Origin of the sequence: Streptomyces lusitanus (assembly GCF_042647945.1) — a bacterium.
In the GTDB taxonomy this organism is placed as follows: Bacteria; Actinomycetota; Actinomycetes; order Streptomycetales; family Streptomycetaceae; genus Streptomyces; species Streptomyces pseudogriseolus.
In genome coordinates this window covers 173,506-192,253 of record NZ_JBHRWL010000001.1, presented here as the reverse complement: position 1 = coordinate 192,253, position 18,748 = coordinate 173,506, and the positions used below count along the sequence as shown (strand labels likewise).

Here is an 18,748-nt window from a genome sequence, read left to right as displayed (position 1 = left end):
ACCTCATCACCGGCGGACTCCCCCGGAGCCACGCCTTTGGTGTTTTCTACGAATAAAAGTGGTCAGAGCCAAACGGATTCAGTATGAACATATAACGCCGTGGACACCATCTCCGCGCGTAGACCCCGCCCGGGCCGCCCCGGCCGGTGTGATGCACGCTCCACCACCAGGGCCGTCCCATGCGGGGCGCCACGCCGCCGGTGCTCCTCGTAAGCTGTCCGCATGGCGAAGTGGACCCCCAAGCACGAGGCGCCGGAGCCCCTGGAGGGCCCCGTGGTCGCCACCATCACCGGCGGCACGATCGTGTGGTTCGTCCTCTTCCTGGTGCAGCTGCCGTTCTACGGCTGGTTCGACGACCGCGGGCACACCTGGTGGGTGTGGACCTGCCTGGCCGGCGGCGGTCTCGGCCTCATCGGCATCTGGTACGTCCGCAGACGCGACGCGGCGATCAAGCGGGCGCGGGCCGAGGAGGCCGGCGCCGAACCGGGCCGCGCCTCGGCCGCGCACACCGACTGAATGACCTCAACTGCTCCCGTACGGGACACAGTTGGCGGAACTACCCCGGTGGTAGTACCCCGGTACCGCGGCCGTCCTCCCCTGGTCTGATCCTCGCCGCTCCGGTGGGTACAGCACCGGATCCGCACGTACTGTCGAATGCATGACGCATCTCGATGCGGACGACCGGACCGACACCGTCCGGCCCGTCACGGCGACGTCGCCGGTGACCGGTCTGACCTCGGCGGAAGTGGCCGAGCGGGTGGCGCGCGGGCAGGTCAACGACGTACCCGTGCGCAGCAGCCGGTCGGTCACGGAGATCGTCCGCGCGAACGTCTTCACCCGGTTCAACGCGATCATCGGCGTGCTCTGGGTGATCATGCTGATCGTCGCGCCGTTCCAGGACAGCCTGTTCGGCTACGTCATCCTCGCCAACACCGGCATCGGCATCGTCCAGGAGTGGCGGGCGAAGAAGACGCTGGACTCGCTCGCCCTGATCGGCGAGGTGCGGCCCACGGTGCGCCGGGACGGGGTGGCCGCCGAGATCGGCACCTCCGGGATCGTGCTGGACGACCTCATCGAGATCGGACCGGGGGACAAGGTCGTCGTCGACGGGGTGGTCGTCGAGGCGGACGGCCTGGAGATCGACGAGTCGCTGCTCACCGGTGAGGCCGACCCGGTGGTGAAGCAGCCCGGCGACCCGGTGATGTCCGGCAGCTTCGTCGTCGCGGGCGGCGGCTCCTTCCAGGCGACCCGGGTGGGCCGCGAGGCCTACGCGGCGCAGCTCGCCGAGGAGGCGTCCCGGTTCACCCTGGTCCACTCCGAGCTGCGCAGCGGCATCTCCACGATCCTCAAGTACGTCACGTGGATGATGGTGCCGACCGCGATCGGCCTGATCATCAGCCAGCTGGTGGTGAAGGACAACGAGCTGAAGGGCTCGATCGCGCGCACGGTCGGCGGGATCGTGCCGATGGTGCCGGAGGGGCTGGTGCTGCTCACCTCCATCGCCTTCGCGATCGGGGTGATCCGGCTGGGGCGCAAGCAGTGCCTGGTGCAGGAGCTGCCGGCGATCGAGGGCCTGGCCCGCGTGGACACGGTGTGCCTGGACAAGACCGGCACGCTCACCGAGGGCGGCATGGACGTCACCGAGCTGCGGGTCCTGGGCGACGCCGACGAGACGTACGTCCGCACGGTGCTGGGCGAGCTGGGCTCGGCGGACCCGCGTCCCAACACCTCCCTCCAGGCGATCGTCGCGGCCTACCCGGACACCACCGGCCGGCGGCTCACCGACACGCTGCCCTTCTCCTCGGCCCGCAAGTACAGCGGCGCGACGCTCGGCGACGGCGACGGCCGGCCGGTCACCTGGCTGCTGGGCGCCCCGGACGTGCTCCTCCCCCACGACGACCCGGCGCTGGGCGAGACCGAGCGGATGAACCGCGAGGGCCTGCGGGTGCTGCTGCTGGCCCGCGCAGCCGACGGCGTGACGGCCGGCGACCTGGCCGACCCGGCCGCCGTGGACGGCGTACGGGCGGTGGCGCTGGTGGTGCTGGAGCAGCGGCTGCGGCCCGACGCCGCCGACACCCTGCGCTACTTCGCGGAGCAGGACGTCAGCGCGAAGGTGATCTCCGGTGACAACGCGGTGTCGGTCGGGGCGGTCGCCGGCAAGCTCGGCCTGTCCGGCACGACGGTGGACGCGCGCCGGCTGTCCGCCGAGCCGGAGGCCATGGCGGAGGAGCTGGAGGCCGGCACGGTCTTCGGGCGGGTCACCCCCCAGCAGAAGCGGACCATGGTGGGCGCGCTCCAGTCGAAGGGCCACACGGTCGCGATGACCGGCGACGGCGTGAACGACGTGCTGGCGCTGAAGGACGCGGACATCGGCGTGGCGATGGGCTCCGGGTCGGAGGCCACCCGGGCGGTCGCACAGATCGTGCTGCTGAACAACAGCTTCGCCACGCTGCCGTCGGTGGTGGCCGAGGGCCGGCGGGTGATCGGCAACATCACGCGGGTCGCCACGCTGTTCCTGGTGAAGACGGTGTACTCGGTGCTGCTGGCCGTGCTGGTGGTGCTGTCGCAGGTGGAATACCCGTTCCTGCCGCGCCATCTGACCCTGCTGTCCACGCTGACCATCGGCGTCCCCGCCTTCTTCCTCGCCCTCGCCCCCAACAAGGAGCGGGCGCGGCCGCACTTCGTCCGGCGGGTGATGCGGTACGCCGTGCCGGGCGGGGTGCTGGCGGCGCTGGCCACCTTCGCCACGTATCTGCTGGCCCGCAGCCACTACAGCGGCCCGGGCTCGCTGGGCGCGGAGACCAGCGCGGCGACGCTGACCCTGTTCCTGATCTCCATCTGGGTGCTGGCGATCATCGCCCGCCCCTACACCTGGTGGCGCGTCGCCCTGGTCGCGGCGATGGCCGGCGCCTTCCTCCTGGTCCTGGCCGTGCCCTGGCTCCAGGACTTCTTCGCCCTGCGCCTGGTCGGGATGACGATGCCGTGGATCGCGGTCGGCATCGCGGCGGTCACGGCGGTGGTCCTGGAGTTCCTGTGGCGGTGGGTGGACCGCAGGTTCACCGTCTGACCTGCCGACGGGGCGCCTTGTGCGCCGCTCACCCCGTATGCCCGGTATGTGAGTGACGATGGAGTCTCCCGCCGCAGGTGATCGGAGACGGAAGACCTCATGAAGCTGCTGCCCCGGAAGAAGTCCGCGGAGTCCCAGTCCCGGTCGAGCAGGGGTGAGCTCGCGGCCCAGCTGGCCGCGCCGGTGCGCAGGTTCCTGGCGACGGAGGCGGGCAGCTCCGGGCTGATGCTGTTCGCGGTGGCGGCCGCGCTGATCTGGGCGAACTCGCCCTGGTCGGAGTCGTACTTCTCGCTGTGGCACACCGAGGCGTCGGTCTCGGTGGGCGACGCGGAGCTGGCGATGGACCTGGGGCACTGGGTCAACGACGGGCTGATGGCCCTGTTCTTCTTCGTCATCGGCCTGGAGGTCCGCTACGAGCTGTCCGTCGGCTCGCTGAACGACCGCCGCCGGATCATGATCCCGGGGCTGGCCGGCATCGGCGGCATGCTCGTGCCGGTCGCGTTGTACCTGCTGATCGCGCCCGGCTCGGAGGCCGCGGACGGCTGGGGCATCGTCATCGGCACCGACACGGCGTTCCTGCTGGGCGCGCTCGCCGTGGTGGGCCCCCGCTTCGTCACCCAGCTGCGGATCTTCCTGCTGGCCATCACCGTCATCGACGACATCGTCGCGGTCACCGTGATCGGCGTCGTCTACTCCGGTTCGATCCAGGTGCCGGCGCTGGTCGTCGCCCTGGTCCTGGGCGCGGTCCTGTCGTCGCTGTCCCGCTTCGACGTGTGGCGGGCCGTCCCGTACGTGCTGACCGTGCTGGTGATGTGGTACCTGACCCTGAACGCCGGGCTGCACGCGTCCATCGCCGGCATGCTCGGCGGCCTGCTCATCCCCGCCCGCGAGCCGTCCCGCGAGGGCGTCGAGCAGGCGGCGCGGCTGTTCCGCGCGTTCCGTCAGTCGCCCCGGGCGGACGTGGGGCTGACCGCGCGCAAGGGCCTCCAGAAGGCCGTGTCGGTCAACGAGCGGCTCCAGATGTATCTGCACCCCTGGTCCAGCTATGTCGTCGTCCCGGTGTTCGCCCTGGCCAACGCGGGCGTCGATCTGCGCGGCGGCGTGCTGACCGACGCGCTGGGCTCCGCGCTGACCTGGGCCGTGGTGGCCGGCCTCGTCGCGGGCAAGCTGATCGGCATCTACGGCGGCACGCGCTTCGGCACCCGCTTCGGTCTGGGCGAGCTGCCCGGCGGGGTGGGCCAGGGCCATGTGCTGGGCGGCGCGGCCCTGTCGGGCATCGGGTTCACCGTGTCCCTGCTGATCGCCGGACTCGCCTACGACGACGAGCCGGAGCTGCTCGCCCGGGCGACCGTCGGCGTGCTGCTCGCGGCGGTGATCGCCACCCTGACGGGCTGGCTGGTGTTCCGGCTCTCCACCCTGCTCGGCGGGAAGACGGACGCGGACCTGCCCCGCTACCTGGACCGGCTGGTCGACCCGGAGACGGACCACATCCTCGGCCCGGTCGACGCGCCGCTGACGCTGGTGGAGTACGGCGACTTCGAGTGCCCCTTCTGCGCCCGCGCCACCGGCGTCACCAAGGAGCTGCGGAACCGTTTCGGCGACCGGTTCCGCTATGTCTTTCGGCACCTGCCGCTGCCCGACGTCCACCCGCACGCCGAGCTGGCCGCGCGGGCGGCGGTCGCCGCGGACGCCCAGGGCCGCTTCTGGGACATGCACGACCTGCTGTACCGCCACCAGTCCGAGATGGAGTACGAGGACACCGTCGTCTACGCCATCGACCTCGGCCTCGACATGGAGAAGTTCCTGAAGGACATCGAGTCCGACTGGGCGGCCGAACGCGTCCGCCGGGACGCCCGCAGCGCGGAGGCGAGCGGCGTCCAGGGCGCCCCGACGTTCTTCATCGGCAACCGCAGGCACACGGGCCCGTACGACGCGGAGAGCTTGGCGCGTGAGCTGGAGCAGCTCGAGTCCGAAGGCTCGGGCGCCACTCCGACGCAACCGTGACGGTGTGTCCCTTCCCCGGGGCTCCGCCCCGGACCCCGCTCCTCAAACGCCGGAGGGGCTGACTATCAGCCCGTCCGGCGTTTGAGGACGAGGCCCGCCAGGGCCGAAAGGGGTCTGGGGCGCAGCCCCAGGGACGGGAAGGGAAGGGGCGGCGGGGGCGAGAAAACCCCCGTCAGTCGAACCACCGGTCCCGCGCCAGCTCCTCCGTCCGCGACGCGTCCTCCAAAAGCGCCCCCACCTCGAACCGCCGAGGCCACTGCCCCGCCACCCAGGCCAGCCCCGCCGCCACCCCCTCCAACGTCGCCGCGTGCACCACCCCGTCCTCGGCGAGCCGCCAGTCGACGGACACCCCGTCCACGACCAGCTCCTCGTGCTCCACGTACGACGCCGGCGTCCGCGCCCCCAGCAGCACCCGCACCGCCTCCGGCACCTCGTGCTCCACGCCCTCCGAGTCCACCCGCCCGGTCACGGACTCACTCAGCCGCCGCACCTGGAACAGCTCCGCCAGCTCGGCGGCCCGCGCCGGCCGCACCGGCAGCAACGGCACCCCGGAGGTGAACGGCAGCAGGTCGGGCGAGTCGACGACCACCGCCTCGGAGGCGTCCACCACCTCCACCCGCCCGTCGACCACCGCGCGCAGCTCGTCCGGCAGGGTCACCTGCTCCGGGTCCAGCTCCGCCAGCGCCCCGTACAGCCCGTGCAGCTGGGCCGCGGTGACCGGCCGCTCGGGGTCGGCGAGCCGCTCCAGCAGCTCCGCCGCCCCGCCCGGCTCGTCGAGGAGCGCGGCGACCGACGTGCGCACGCCCAGCGCGCGCAGCACCTGCTCGTCGTCGAAGCCGGTCGCGTCGGCCTCCTCGTACAGGCCGCGCAGCAGCGGGTCGCCGCCGGCCGCGCGCAGTCCGGCCGGGCGGCGTCCGCCGAGCACGGGGTGCCCGCGCAGCCACCACGCGGTGTACGGCCGTACGGTCTCGTGGGTGCCGTCGTGCAGCAGGATCCGCACCGGCTCGACCAGCGCGTCCCGCAGCGGGGGCCGGGAGAGCAGGGCGAGCGCCTGCGGCCAGCGGTCGTCGTCCACGAGGTCCAGGTCGCGCACGGCGACGATCTCGGTGGCGACGGGCGGCACGGGCGCGTCGGGGAAGCGGTCGAGGATGTCCTCGGCCCACACGTCGACGGCGTCGAGCAGCCCGGGGTCGTCCGGTTCGGCGTAGTCGCTCTCGCGGGGCTCCAGCTCGTCCGGGTCGAGGACGACGTCCGTCGCCCGCACCAGCGCGAAGTCGACCAGCACCCCGCACGCGGCCAGCGGCTGCTCGCCCCACTTCCCGGCGGTCTCCGCGTCCACGGCGGCCAGCTCGCCCTCCCGCATGACGCGGGCGAAGGGGCCGCCGGGGAAGACGAGTTCGCAGGCCGGGGAGAGTTCGCCGTCCTCGTCGGGCAGGGCGAGCGCGCCCAGCCAGGGCTCGTCGCCCGGTTCCAGTCCGGCGTCGCGGACCAGGGCGAGCACGGTGTCGGCGAGTTCCTCCGCGTCCGGGGTGTCCTCCTCCCAGTTCACCGCGCCCTCGTCGTCGAGGGAGGCGGCGACGGCGGCCCGCACCTGCGGGGTGGTGAGCACGGCGCGCGGGGTCGCGGGCAGCGCGCCCAGCTTCTCCAGCAGCGGGTGCGCGGCGTCCGGGTGGGCGACCTTCAGGCCGAGCCGGGCCAGCAGCTCGGCGTCGAGGGTGGCGTCCGGGGTGGGCAGCAGCACCTGCCGGGGCCCGATGGTCGTACGCCCGTCGGCGAGCGGCACCGGGAGTCCGCTGAGCCGGTCGGGGTCGACGCCGGCGAGGCTGTCGTAGAGCCGCCGCCACCAGTCGGGGGACTTCTCCAGGCCGGCCAGCCGGTCGATCGCGTCGGTCAGCGGCACCCGGGCGACGCCGAGGGTGCGCAGCTCCACGCGCCGTTCGAGCCCGGCGGGCAGCAGGGTGGGCAGCACCTCCGCGAGCACCCGTACGGTGTCGGCGCCCGCGCCCTCGACGATCTCGGCGTCGCGGGGGCGCAGCGCCTCGGGCAGCCCGGTGTCGTCGTCGGCGACGGGCGCGGCGTCGGGGGTGACGGCGGGCGGCAGGAAGGCGGTGCGGGGCAGCCGTTCGAGGATCGCCGCGCGCAGGGCGCCGTCCAGCTCGCCCTTGCCGAGCGGGCCCGGCACCAGGTCGACGGCGCCGGCGGTCACGGGACGCCAGTCGGCGAGGAGTCCGGCGTAGGCGTCGGCGGCGCGCTGCACGAGGAAGTCGGTGAGCGGGCCGGGGGCGGCGTGCCGGCGGGTGGAGTCCAGCGGCAGGGAGGCGATGAGCAGGGCGGGCACGCCGAGCGGCTCGTCGCTGGGGGTGGGCGCGTGCACGACGGGGGCGGTGCGCGGCCGGGCGGGTCCGCCGTCGGCGTCGACGGGGACGGCCCAGGTGACCGACCAGTGCGGGCGCAGCCGCTCCTCGACGGGCCGGTCGGCGAGCAGCTCGGGGGCGAGTTCGCCGTGCGCGGTGGCGGTGCGCCAGCGGGTGGTGCCGTCGCGGGAGTCCGTGACGACGGTCAGCTCGCCGTCGGTGCCGCGGCGCACGGTCCGGGCGTCCCCGTCGCCGATCTCGACGACGACCTCCTCCAGGCCGGGCAGGGCGAGCAGCAGGGCGTCGTCGACGGCGCCCAGCAGCCGCTCGGCGAGGTCGGCGGCGGCGGTGTCGCGCAGCGGCAGGATGACGGCGGTGTCGTACGGGTCGGGGGCGGTGCCCTCGGCGGCGAAGGGGAGCCGCAGCAGCGGTACGTGCCCGTCGCGGCGGCGGATCTCGTCGCCGAGGCCGGGGCTGTGCCGGGCGGTGTCCCGCGCGAGGTCCCGCGCCTCGGCCAGCGACCAGCGCACCCCGCCGTGCCGGCCGACGACGGCGGGCTCGTCGGTGACGGCGAGCACGGCGGCGAAGCCGACGCCGAACCGTCCGACGGCCCGGTCGGGCGCGTCCCGCTTGGCGGAGGCGCGCAGCGTGGACAGCGACTCGACGCCGGCCGCGTCCAGCGGGGCGCCGGTGTTCGCGGCGACGAGGACCCCGTCGCGCAGGGTGAGCCGGAGGCGGCCGGGCACGCCGGAGCGGGCGGCGGCGTCGGCGGCGTTCTGCGCGAGTTCGACGACGAGCCGGTCCCGGTAGCCGCCGAGGACGAGGTCCTCCTCGGCGTTGGCGTCCTCGCGGAACCGGGCGGGGCTGGTGGCCCAGGCGTCCAGGACCCCTCGCCGCAGGCGCGCCGTACCGAACGGGTCGGCACCCTCGGCGGCGGGCCGCACGAACTTGCTCACGTTGACTCTCCTCATCGGGCCCTGATCTGCGTGAGGTCGAAGGTACCGCTCCGCGACATCCGGGGGACGCGGTGTCCGCCGGGCCCGCGCCCTGTGGATGATCAGCGGTGTGCTGCTGCTCGAATCGCTGTCCGTCGCCGCGCTGGCCGTGGTGCTGGTGTGTGCCGTCGTCCGTCCCTTCCGCTGGCCGGAGGCCGCGTTCGCGGTGCCCGCCGCCGGCGTGGTGATCGCGACGGGCGCGATCACCACGGACGCCGTGCGGGAGGAGGCGGAGCGGCTCGGCCCGGTCATCGGGTTCCTCGCCGCCGTGCTGGTGCTGGCGAAGCTCTGCGACGAGGAGGGCCTCTTCCACGCGTGCGGCACCTGGATGGCCCGCTGGTCGCGCCACCGGCCGCGCCGGCTGCTCGGCGCGGTGTTCGCGCTCGCCTCGCTGATCACGGCCGTGCTCAGCCTGGACGCGACGGTGGTGCTGCTGACGCCGGTGGTGTTCGCGACGGCGACCCGCATGGGCGCCCGTCCCGCCCCGAACGTCTACGCGGGCGCGCACCTGTCGAACACGGCGTCCCTGCTGCTGCCGGTGTCCAACCTGACGAACCTGCTCGCCTTCACCGCCACCGGCCTGACCTTCACCCGTTTCGCCCTGCTGATGCTGCTGCCGTGGCTGGCGGCGATCGCCGTGGAGTACGCCGTCTTCCGCCGCTTCTTCGCCGCCGACCTCGACGCGGAGCCGACCGCGCCGGACACGGCGGACGGGCCGGTGGAGGTGCCGGTGTTCGCGCTGGTGACGGTGGCGGCGACGCTCGCCGGGTTCGCCGTGGCGTCCGCCGTCGGCGTCGACCCGGCGTGGGCGGCGGCGGCCGGGGCGGGCGTGATGGCGGTGCGGGCGCTGACCCGCCGCCGCACCAGCGCCGTACGGCTGCTGCGCGCCGTGGACCTGCCGTTCCTGGCGTTCGTGCTGGCGCTGGGCGTGGTCGTGCGGGCGGTGCTGGATCAGGGCCTCGGCGACGCGCTCGACTCCGTCCTGCCCGACGGCACGGGCCTGCTCTCCCTGCTGGCCGTCGCCGCTCTCGCGGCCCTGCTGGCCAACCTGATCAACAACCTGCCCGCCGTGCTCGCCCTGGTCCCGCTGGCCGCGCCGTCCGGCCCGGGCGCGGTCCTCGCGGTCCTGCTGGGCGTGAACATCGGCCCGAACCTCACCTACGCGGGCTCCCTGGCCACCCTGCTGTGGCGTCGCATCGTCCACCACCACGACCACGAGGTGAGCCTGCGGCGCTTCACCCTGCTCGGACTGGCCACCGTGCCGGCCGCGCTCGTGGCGTCGACGGCGGCGCTGTGGCTGTCGCTGGAACTGTTCGGCACGTGAGCCCGGCCCGGGCGGTTCCGCGGCGATTGCGGAGACCCACGCCACATTCGAAGAGGGCCCTCGGTGACATGCTCCACAGGCCCCGCCAGGCGTACTACCCGGAATAGTGGCGAAACGCCCGTTTCGAAATCGGACATTTGCCGCACAAGCCTGATCGATCAGCTTGAAATGGGGGGTTTCGCCCCGTAGAGGGTGCTCCGTCAAGAGACGTGCATCTCATGCCGTATCTACGAGGTTTCGTCGTAGGTCACACCTTTGCGGCTTTTGGGCGGTCCCGGTTACCAAGGAACAGCCAGCACGGCACGGACCCGTTCCGCCGATGGCATCCCCCGTCCCCTCCCCCATGAGGTTTCAATGTTCGAGCGCGTCATTTCCCGTTTCCCCCGTACGACCGTCACTCGCACCCGCGCCGCCGTCCTGGCAGCCGGTCTGGGCTCCACGGCCGTCCTGGGAGCCGGGGTCGCGGTCGCCTCCACCGGCAACTCCGCCCCGGCCGCATCGGCCCCGGCGCAGGCCGCCGCGAAGGCGGAGGCCGCGAAGACGCAGGCCGTGAAGGCCTCGGCAGTGAAGAAGGCGACCCAGGCCGCCAAGAAGTCCACCCCGTCCTGGGTCTCCCCGGTCAAGAACTACACGCTGTCCGCGAGCTTCGCGGCGAACGGCGGCATGTGGGCCCACAAGCACTCCGGCCAGGACTACGCGGTCCCGACCGGCACCCCGGTGAAGGCCGCCCACGGCGGCACCGTCGTCAAGGCCGGCGGCAACGGCGCCGGCGACGGCCCGGCGTACGGCAACGCCATCGTGATCAAGCACGGCAACAAGACGTACTCCCAGTACGCCCACCTGTCGTCCGTGAACGTGAAGGTCGGCCAGGTCGTCAAGACCGGCCAGAAGATCGCCCTGTCCGGCAACACCGGCAACTCCAGCGGCCCGCACCTCCACTTCGAGATCCGCACGACCCCGAACTACGGCTCCGCCGTCAACCCGGCGACGTTCCTGCGGGCGCATGGCGTGTCCCTCTGACGCGCACGCGGTTTTTCGAACACCCCGAGGCTTGCCTCGGGGTGTTCGTGCTTTTCAGCGGCGGGGTGCCGGATCAGCCCCCAGCCTCCAGGGCGGTGGCCAGCCGTTCGACCAGTTCCGGCGTGGGCTCGACACCGCTCTCCTCGATGGCCTCGACGTCCTCCTCGGAGAGCCCGGCCCGCCGGGCGAGCTCCGCGGTGGACCAGCCGAGGGCGGAGCGCCGGTCGTAGACAGCCTGGGCGAAGTCCATACGCCGCCCCGCAGCGCGGTACGCGGGATCCTCACGATGCTCCGCCGACACCGTCCAGCTCGTGTGGCGAGCGCCAGGCGTACCAGGCCGCGTCACCGCGCCTCCGACGCGTACGGGATGAAGTGCGCCCAGGTGGGCGGGGTGAAGGTCAGGCTCAGGCCTGTTACGTCCTTGGAGTCACGGACGTGGATCGTGCGGGGCGTGAGGGCGAGTTCGACGCAGGAGTTGCCGTCGGTGCCGTCGCTGTAGCTGCTCTTGAACCACACCAGATCGGACGCCTCGACAGTGGTCTTGCGGTTCACGTCTCCCCCAACAGTTCGGCAGTCGACCAGCCGGTCCGCCCGCTCGTGGAGCGGCAGGGGGAACCGGCCGCGCGATCACTCCCCGGACGCGTACGGGACGAAGCGCGCCCAGGTGTCGGGGGCGAAGGTGAGGGTGGGGCCCGCCCCGTCCTTCGAGTCACGGACATGGACGGTGCCGGGGACGGTGGCAATCTCGACGCAGGACTCGCCGTTGGTACCACCGCTGTAGCTGCTCTTGAACCACGCCAGTTCGGAGTCTTCCCTGGCGGAGGCCTTGCGCGTCATGTCTCTCCCAGCAGGTTCTCGATAAAGGTGAACGACTCCCTCGGCGAGAGGGCTTGTGCGCGGATGGTGCCATATTGCAGCTCCAAGATACGAAGCTGCCTGGGGTCAGAGACTGGGCGACCGTTGAACAGGCCGTCGGCACGCCCCACAGCCGTGCCATCCGGGAACTTCAGCAGCTCGATCCTGCCATCCAAGCCCGGGTGGGCCTCGGTGTTGGTCGGCATGATCTGAAGCGTGACGTGGTTCAACCGCCCCACCTCCAGCAGATGTTCGAGTTGCCGTCGCCATGCCATTGTGCCCGCAATCCGTCGGCGCAGCGGCGCCTCTTCCACCACGAAGTGGATAGAGGGGGCAGGATCACGTTCGAAGACCCCCTGCCGAGCCAGTCGAGCGGCCACCATGCGTTCCACGTCATCGGGCGAGTACGGCGGCTGCGCTGCTGTGATCAGGGCTCGCACATGCTCCGGCGTCTGCAAAAGGCCCGGGATGATGTTGCACTCATACAGGCCGATCTCGACCGCCTTGCCTTCCAACTTGCCCAGCGCCCGAACCTTCTTCGGATACCGGACCTTTTTCACGTCCTCCCACGCCGCCGAGATGAGCCCGCCGGCTCCCAACACCTCGTCCGCCTTGTCCAGGAACTCCTGGCGAGGAATCCGCTTGCCGCCCTCGATCTTGTAGATCATGTCCTCGCCGTAGCCCACCACCCGGCCGAACTCGGCGGCCCGCATGCCCACCGCCTCGCGCCGCAGCTTCAGTTGCCGCCCCACCGTGGTGATGACCGCGACGCCCCACTCGTCGTCCGGGTCGACCTCCCAACCGGGCTCGTCCGCCTCTTCCTTGAGCCGACCCGCCTCCGTCTCGACCGCCGTCATGCCGCACCTCTCCCTCGGAACCGTCCGTGACGCGTGACGCACCCCGCGCCCTACCCGCATCAACCGTCGGCACAGCCACGACAGCACCGGACAACCACCGGACAGTGACCGTACGCACGCACAGAGTGACACTCCACGGTACGCACCTCCCGCCACGCTGAGTGATGTGAATCAGCGAAGTGCCGAACCAGCCGCCCCCGTCAGGAACTTCAGCGTGCTGCTGTCCGCGACCCCCCGCAGTGCCCGCCTCGCCCGGCTCCTCCTGGACGCTCACCTCCGTGACTGGGGGTACGACCCGGACGCCGGATGCCACGTCGTGGCCGAGCTGGCCGCCAACGCCGTCACCCACGGCCGCGTGCCGGGACGGGACTTCCGTCTCGCGTTCTACGTGGTGGGCGACACGCTCCGTATCGAGGTCACCGACACCCGGTCCGACCGACTGCCCCGGCATCAACCGCCCGCCACCGACGCCGAGTCGGGCCGCGGCCTCCTTCTCGTGGAGGCGCTCGCGGACCGCTGGGGCGTGTCCGAGGACCGCTTCCCGCGCAAAACCGTCTGGGCGGAACTGCGCCTTACGTCACCGGAACCCGAGATCTGAAGCTCCGGTGCCCTCGGCGCCTTTTCCCATGAGTACTCGGGGGAAAAGAACCTCACCAAGCCCCACCTTTCCGCCCGAGGCAGTCGATCACTCGGGCGGGTGAACATCGGCCGCTCAGCTGGATTTTCGAGCCCTCGACACCTCTACGCTCAGCGCAGCACAACCCGATAAAGACTTCGGCCCCCGCCGGGATTGCCGTCCCAAGGCGAGGGCCTGACCACCAAGGAAGTAGGGCTTCCTGATGGATACCGAAAACCCTAGCGCGCCCCCGCGCGCCCAGTCAGCCGCCGACCGCAATCCGACCCGATCGCGTCACCGCACGGGCGGCATCGTCCACGAAAACACCCGCCACACCACCCGCTTCACGGTGATCGGCAACCACCTCACCCAGCACCCGGAGCTCTCCCTGCTGGCGATCGGGCTCGGCTGCCACATCCAGTCGCTGCCCACCGGCGCTCCGGCCGACATCAAGTCGCTGGCCGCCCGCTTCAAGGAGGGCACCACCCGCATCGCCGCCGCGCTGCGGGAACTGGAGGCCCACGGCTACCTGCGCCGCGAGCGCGTACGGACCGCCACCGGGCGGATCATCACCCGGACGACGTCCTGCAACCAGCCCGGCCACCGGCGCGAGCCGGCGAACACGGACTGCCCCGCACCACCGCCCCGGCCGGCCGCGTCCGACCGTGCGCCTCAGCGGCGCCCCCGTAAGGCGCTCCCGGCCGTCCCCCAGCCCACCCAGGCCGCGGCCACCGCCCTTCACCAGCAGGCCGCGGACCTCCTCACCACCCTCCGCCGCCTCGACTCCCGCCTGCTGCTCTCAGCCGCGGACACCGCGCACCTGGTCCCCGGTGTCATCGCCTGGCTGGAACGCGAGGTCACCCCCACCGCCGTACGGCACGCCCTCACCGCCGACCTCCCCGACGACCCCCTCCGCCGCCCCGCGGCCCTCCTGGCCCACCGCCTCACCGCGCTGCTCCCGCCCCCACCCCCGTACCGAGCCCCGGAAACCCCGCCCCCCGTCCGCCACCCCCTCCGCACCTGCGAGGGCTGCGAGCGCGCATTCCGCGCCCCGGAAACAGAAACCCACTGCCGCGACTGCCGCACGACCACACCCTTCACCCGTTGAGCAGGAGAAAGACACCGCGATGTTCGCGTACGAGTACCTCGGCCGCCCCGGACGACTACCCTGGCCCGTGCACTCCCGGGAGGACTCCATGAGCACGCAGGCCGACCACGGACACGAGCTGGTTCCCCGCCCCGAACAGACCCCCGACGCCCTACGGGCCGCCCTCGCCGTGGTCGACCCGCAGCGCCTGCCCGAGATGCAGCGGACGAAGGACGAGGCCTTCGCCAAGGCCGTGGAGTGGCAGTCCCTCAGCCCGGTACGGAGCTGGGTACTGGCCTGGGCACGGGACATCGAGATCGCCCGCCGTCCCGACCTCGCCGCCCGTCACGCCCGCGCCAGGAGCAACCTGGAACACGAGGACGCGGCGACCGCTCAGGAAGCCCTGCGGGAGCTGAGCGCCGTACTCGACGAAGCGATGAAGGCAGTTCGCGCTTGAGCTGGACCTGGGAGTACGTCTTCGGCGCGGACGAAGCCGCCCGCACTGCCCCACCCGCCTTCCTCGCCGAGATCGAGCGCAAGGCCGACGAACTGGTGAGGGCCGCCGAGGCGCAGTACCTGCACGGCCCCACGCACGGCGAAGGCGACCCGAAGGGCGACGACATCGTCGTTCCCGGCGGAATGTTCAGCTACCAGACCGTCGTACGCAGCGAGCGCGTCTACGTCGTCCAGATCACGTACCTGGGTTTTTGAGGATCCACCGCATCACGCGTCATCCCGGCCGCCCGCAACGGACGTCACACCTGGGGCGCCCGCGACCGCGCCTTCCGCGCCCCGGAACCGGGAACCCATTGCCGCGACTGCCGCATCGCGTCCGCCGTCCACCCCTGACGCCCACAAGGAGAGACATGGTCAGTCCGCCGCACGAGGCGATGCACCGCATCTTCCGACACGACCCCGACCTCTTCGGCCGCCTGGCCCCTCGGCTCGGGATCGCTGTGCCCCCCATCGTCGAAACGACGCCGCTGCTCTCGGCCGTGGACGGATCGAGTCCCGTGGCGTGCTCGCGGAACACTCAGCTCCATGTGCGGACGGCAGGGCAGGAGGAGTTCCAGCTGCTGATCGAGGCACAGGACCGACGGGACCCCGCCAGGCCCGCCCACTGGGCACACCACGTGGCATACATCTGGACCCAGCGCCGGCTCCCCACGTGTCTGCTGATCGTGTGTGCCGACGAGGACACCGCCCGGTGGGCCGAACAGCCGGTGTCGAGCGCGCCCGCCCAGCCACCGGCACTCACGCTGCACCCCTTCGTGGCGGGCCCGCACAACCTGCCCCTGGTCACCGACCCGGACGAAGTGCGCGCCGACCCGGAACTGGCCGCGCTGTCGGTCATGCTGCATCCCACGGATGCACACGTCGGAACCACGATGGAGGCCCTGTCCGCCGCCCTGCGGGACCGACCGGAAGCGATCGCCCGCCCGCTGATCGACCTCACGGCGATCAGCCTTCAGCTCCACCCGGCCGGGCGGGCGTGGCGTGAGCTGGTGCTGCCGGCCATCAGGGAGTGGGAGCGCGGGCGAGGCCGTGTCGAGGGCGGTGCGGACTCCGCGCGGGAAAGCCTTCTGATCGTCCTCGGCAGCCGCGGGTTCAACCTTCCCAGGGACGTCCGCGAGCGCGTCGCCGAGTGCCAGGACCCCGAGTTGCTGCGCCACTGGCTCGCCCGTGCCGTCACCGCCTCGAGGGCCGAAGACGTCTTCGTCGGCGCGTGAGATGACAGGCGGGTGGCGTCACCGGTGAGCGGCGGCGCCACCCGCCGGCGCCCTACGAGTGCCCCAGCTCCGCCGACGACGCGTCCTCCGTCGCCGGGACCGAGCCCGAGTCGGGGGACGGGCGGAGTGGGAAGGGGTCGACGCGGGTCTCGTCGATGACCGGCGGGGCCGGCTGCGGGGGCTTCGGCATGACCGCGGCCTCCGAGTGGCCGCCGCAGCCGTAGGCGAGGGAGACCACCCGGCCGTCCGCCGGGGAGAACTCGTTCGCGCACACCCCGAACGCCTGGCCCAGCGAGCCGCCGATCGGGGCGAGGAAGCCGCAGGACATGCAGGAGGCGGGCGCGGCCTGCGCCATCGGGGTCTTCGGGCCGAACGCCTCCTCCCAGCGGTCGGCGGCGGCGTGCAGCCCGTAGCGGGAGAGGACGCGGGCGCGGCGCATGCCCAGTTCCTCGGCGACCGCGGCGATCGAACCACGGGACGGGGTGACGGTTTGCTCGGCCGGCGTGCCGCCGGTGACCTCCGCGTCCTCCGCCTCCGCGAGGTCCGCCAGGTCCTCCGTCAGCGACGGCCTCAGCGCCGAGTTCGGCGGCGGCTCGTCCGCACCCGTGTAACCGGGCTCCAGACGCAGATCGTCCGCCTCGGTGGGCAGCAGGTCGCCGGGGCCCAGGTCGCCGGGGCGCAGCCGCTCGCTCCACGGCACCCACTCGGGTGCCAGGACCGCGTCGGGGCCGGGCAGCAGGACGACCTCGTCCACCGTGACGATCTTGGCGCGGGAGGCGCGGGCGACGGTGACGGCCCACCGCCAGCCGCGGTAGCCGAGCTCACGGCACCCGAAGAAGTGCGTGACGACGCGGTCGCCCTCGGAGACCGACCCCTCGTGCTCGCCCACGACCCCGGGCGCGGCGGCCTCCTCGGCTGCGGCACGGGCGAGGTCGACGGCCTCGGCGCACAGACGGTCGGGGGTGCGGCTTCGCGTTGTCGCTGCGCTCACAGGTATCGCTTCTCTCCTACGCCGTCTCACGAGTGCGCCACTCCCAGCGCGGGGGGCGGACGGAGCGGACCGGGGGACCGCGTCGACGTCCGCGCCGCATCGTGCTCGGGCGCGCCCACCATCCATTCTGCGGGATGGCTGAGATACGCACGCTACCTGTTCGCGTGCGCTGGGCCTACACCGACGGTCGTTACGGAACGGCGCGCGCCGGTTGTCGGGCCGGGAAGGGCCGCCGCGAGCGGCCGAAGACGCCCGAGCCCGTTCGGCCGTACAGAGGCACCGAAAAGCCCGGTCCCCGGTGTTACCGCACTACGCACCGCCATCTCGGGGCACTATGACGTCGTGGCCACCGCGAGGACACCCCAGGGCGCCACCGGAACCGGTGGCCCCTCAGAGGGCAAGGGACGCGGCCGGCGCCTCGGCTCGGCCCGGGCGGACGGCCGCCTCCGCGCGTTCGGCCGGGCCCTGCACTTCCCCGTCAGCAGAACCGCCCGCGGCATCCGCAAGGCGACCCACGCGCACGGCGCCGGCGAGTCCGGCCTCGGCAAGCTGATCGAACTGCACGGCGTGAACGGCGCGGGCGACATGATGATCACGGTCGCGCTCGCCTCCACCGTGTTCTTCTCCGTCCCCACCGACGAGGCGCGCGGCCGCGTCGCCCTCTACCTCGCCATCACGATGGCGCCGTTCACGCTCCTCGCCCCCGTCGTCGGCCCGCTCCTCGACAAGGTCCCGCACGGCCGCAGGGCCGCCATGGCGGGCGCCATGCTCGCCCGCGCGCTGCTCGCCCTGGTGCTGTCCGGCGCGGTCGTCAGCGGCGGCCTGGAGCTGTACCCGGCCGCGCTGGGCGTCATGGTGGCGTCCAAGGCGTACGGGGTGGTCAGAAGCGCCGTCGTGCCCAGGCTGCTGCCGCCCGCCTTCTCCCTGGTGAAGGCCAACTCGCGGGTGACCCTCGGCGGGCTCCTCGCCACCGGCATCGCCGCCCCGATCGGCGCGGGACTCCAGCAGATCGGCCCGCGCTGGCCGCTCTACGGGGCGTTCGTCCTGTTCGTGACCGGCATGCTGCTGTCGTTCCGGCTGCCGGCGAAGGTGGACTCCGCCAAGGGCGAGTCCGTGGCCCTGCTCGCCGCCGACGAGCAGCACCTGCACGGCCCGCACCGCAAGACCGAGAAACCCGGCCTGCGCACCGTCGGCCCGGCGGTCACCCACGCGCTGGCCGCCAACGCCGCCATCCGCTGCCTCACCGGCTTCCTCATCTTCTTCCTCGCGTTCCTGCTCCGCGAGCACCCCATGACCGGCCAGAGCGCGGCCGTCTCGCTCGGCATCGTCGGCGTGGCCGCGGGCGCCGGCAACGCGCTCGGCACGGCGGTCGGGGCCGGACTGCGCTCCCGCGCCCCGGAGATCATCATCGTGACGGTGGTGGCGGTGGTGCTGGGGGCCGCGATCACCGCGGCGGTTTTCTTCGGCGCCGTGCTGGTGGCGATCCTCGCGGCCGTCGCCGGCTTCGCGCAGGCGCTGGCCAAGCTGTCCCTGGACGCGCTGATCCAGCGGGACGTGCCCGAACAGGTGCGGACGTCCGCGTTCGCCCGGTCGGAGACGCTGCTCCAGATGGCGTGGGTGCTGGGCGGCGCGATCGGCATCGCGATGCCGCTGATCGGCACCCTCGGCCTCGCGGTGGGCGCCGCGATCGTCGGCGCGGGCTGGCTGACCACCGTCCGCGGACTGCTCCGTTCGGCCCGCCAGGGACACGCGGGACGCCCGCGCGTGGCGTAACACGGAGCCACGCGGGACGCCCGCGAGTGGCGTGACGCAGAGCCACCCAGGACGCCCGCGAGTGGCGTAACGCGG

General features: G+C 72.6%; 17 protein-coding genes. 11 read left to right on the top strand and 6 right to left on the bottom strand.

The genetic code is table 11. The annotated features are described in order from the left end of the window. Positions 1–222: 222 nt before the first annotated feature. The 3 genes from ACFOSY_RS00995 (at position 223) to nhaA (ending at position 5,071) form a co-directional block, all read left to right on the top strand. Positions 223–516 (top strand): DUF2530 domain-containing protein, encoded by a 294-nt coding sequence (locus ACFOSY_RS00995; protein WP_394304820.1) that lies wholly within the window; start codon positions 223–225, stop codon positions 514–516. A gap of 142 nt (positions 517–658) precedes the next feature. Then, on the top strand, positions 659–3,067 hold the full coding sequence (locus ACFOSY_RS00990; protein WP_394304819.1) for a cation-translocating P-type ATPase: 2,409 nt from the start codon (positions 659–661) through the stop codon (positions 3,065–3,067). A 99-nt stretch (positions 3,068–3,166) separates the two neighbouring features. Continuing rightward, positions 3,167–5,071: a Na+/H+ antiporter NhaA gene (gene nhaA, locus ACFOSY_RS00985; RefSeq protein ID WP_394304818.1), complete on the top strand. Its 1,905-nt coding sequence runs from the start codon at positions 3,167–3,169 to the stop codon at positions 5,069–5,071. Positions 5,072–5,243: 172 nt separating this feature from the next. Here nhaA and ACFOSY_RS00980 read toward each other — a convergent pair whose 3' ends face one another. After that, positions 5,244–8,381: a sacsin N-terminal ATP-binding-like domain-containing protein gene (locus ACFOSY_RS00980; protein ID WP_394304817.1), complete on the bottom strand. Its 3,138-nt coding sequence runs from the start codon at positions 8,379–8,381 to the stop codon at positions 5,244–5,246. 97 nt (positions 8,382–8,478) lie between these two features. Here ACFOSY_RS00980 and ACFOSY_RS00975 point away from each other — a divergent pair, with 97 nt between their 5' ends. Together ACFOSY_RS00975 and ACFOSY_RS00970 are read left to right on the top strand one after the other, a co-directional pair. Then, entirely contained in the window at positions 8,479–9,744 is a 1,266-nt protein-coding gene (locus ACFOSY_RS00975; RefSeq protein ID WP_394304816.1) for an SLC13 family permease, read from the top strand. Positions 9,745–10,098: 354 nt separating this feature from the next. Then, positions 10,099–10,764: a M23 family metallopeptidase gene (locus tag ACFOSY_RS00970; protein ID WP_394304815.1), complete on the top strand. Its 666-nt coding sequence runs from the start codon at positions 10,099–10,101 to the stop codon at positions 10,762–10,764. 73 nt (positions 10,765–10,837) lie between these two features. On the opposite strand, the gene ACFOSY_RS00965 is transcribed toward ACFOSY_RS00970, so the two are convergent. From ACFOSY_RS00965 to ACFOSY_RS00950, 4 genes are all read right to left on the bottom strand, one after another. Beyond that, complete coding sequence (locus tag ACFOSY_RS00965; protein ID WP_394304814.1) at positions 10,838–11,014, bottom strand: helix-turn-helix domain-containing protein; 177 nt, start codon at positions 11,012–11,014, stop codon at positions 10,838–10,840. A 92-nt stretch (positions 11,015–11,106) separates the two neighbouring features. Next, the gene (locus ACFOSY_RS00960; protein ID WP_394304813.1) at positions 11,107–11,316 is read right to left on the bottom strand and encodes a DUF397 domain-containing protein; all 210 of its coding nucleotides are present in this window, start codon (positions 11,314–11,316) and stop codon (positions 11,107–11,109) included. 75 nt (positions 11,317–11,391) lie between these two features. After that, positions 11,392–11,601, bottom strand: a complete 210-nt coding sequence (locus tag ACFOSY_RS00955; RefSeq protein WP_394304812.1) for a DUF397 domain-containing protein — start codon at positions 11,599–11,601, stop codon at positions 11,392–11,394. Further along, positions 11,598–12,476 carry a helix-turn-helix domain-containing protein gene (locus ACFOSY_RS00950; RefSeq protein ID WP_394304811.1) on the bottom strand — a complete coding sequence of 293 codons (879 nt, stop codon included), beginning with the start codon at positions 12,474–12,476 and terminating at the stop codon, positions 11,598–11,600. The genes ACFOSY_RS00955 and ACFOSY_RS00950 overlap by 4 nt, the downstream gene beginning before the upstream one ends. A 166-nt stretch (positions 12,477–12,642) precedes the next feature. Here ACFOSY_RS00950 and ACFOSY_RS00945 point away from each other — a divergent pair, with 166 nt between their 5' ends. The 5 genes from ACFOSY_RS00945 to ACFOSY_RS00925 all read left to right on the top strand — a co-directional run bounded on the left by ACFOSY_RS00945 (position 12,643) and on the right by ACFOSY_RS00925 (position 15,909). Continuing rightward, positions 12,643–13,074 (top strand): ATP-binding protein, encoded by a 432-nt coding sequence (locus ACFOSY_RS00945; RefSeq protein ID WP_394304810.1) that lies wholly within the window; start codon positions 12,643–12,645, stop codon positions 13,072–13,074. Between the two features lie 241 nt (positions 13,075–13,315). Beyond that, positions 13,316–14,200 carry a helix-turn-helix domain-containing protein gene (locus ACFOSY_RS00940; protein WP_394304809.1) on the top strand — a complete coding sequence of 295 codons (885 nt, stop codon included), beginning with the start codon at positions 13,316–13,318 and terminating at the stop codon, positions 14,198–14,200. Positions 14,201–14,288: 88 nt separating this feature from the next. Then, the gene (locus ACFOSY_RS00935) at positions 14,289–14,636 is read left to right on the top strand and encodes a hypothetical protein (protein WP_242592759.1); all 348 of its coding nucleotides are present in this window, start codon (positions 14,289–14,291) and stop codon (positions 14,634–14,636) included. Beyond that, positions 14,633–14,890 (top strand): hypothetical protein, encoded by a 258-nt coding sequence (locus ACFOSY_RS00930; RefSeq protein WP_394304808.1) that lies wholly within the window; start codon positions 14,633–14,635, stop codon positions 14,888–14,890. Before ACFOSY_RS00935 ends, ACFOSY_RS00930 begins: the two co-directional genes overlap by 4 nt. A 155-nt stretch (positions 14,891–15,045) precedes the next feature. After that, entirely contained in the window at positions 15,046–15,909 is an 864-nt protein-coding gene (locus ACFOSY_RS00925; RefSeq protein WP_394304807.1) for a hypothetical protein, read from the top strand. Positions 15,910–15,961: 52 nt separating this feature from the next. Here the strand turns inward: ACFOSY_RS00925 and ACFOSY_RS00920 are convergent, their stop codons facing one another. After that, positions 15,962–16,900: a DUF3027 domain-containing protein gene (locus tag ACFOSY_RS00920; RefSeq protein ID WP_006134207.1), complete on the bottom strand. Its 939-nt coding sequence runs from the start codon at positions 16,898–16,900 to the stop codon at positions 15,962–15,964. 342 nt (positions 16,901–17,242) lie between these two features. Here ACFOSY_RS00920 and ACFOSY_RS00915 point away from each other — a divergent pair, with 342 nt between their 5' ends. Then, a complete protein-coding gene (locus ACFOSY_RS00915) occupies positions 17,243–18,673 on the top strand; it encodes an MFS transporter (protein ID WP_394304806.1) in 1,431 nt (476 codons plus the stop codon). Positions 18,674–18,748 lie beyond the last annotated feature (75 nt).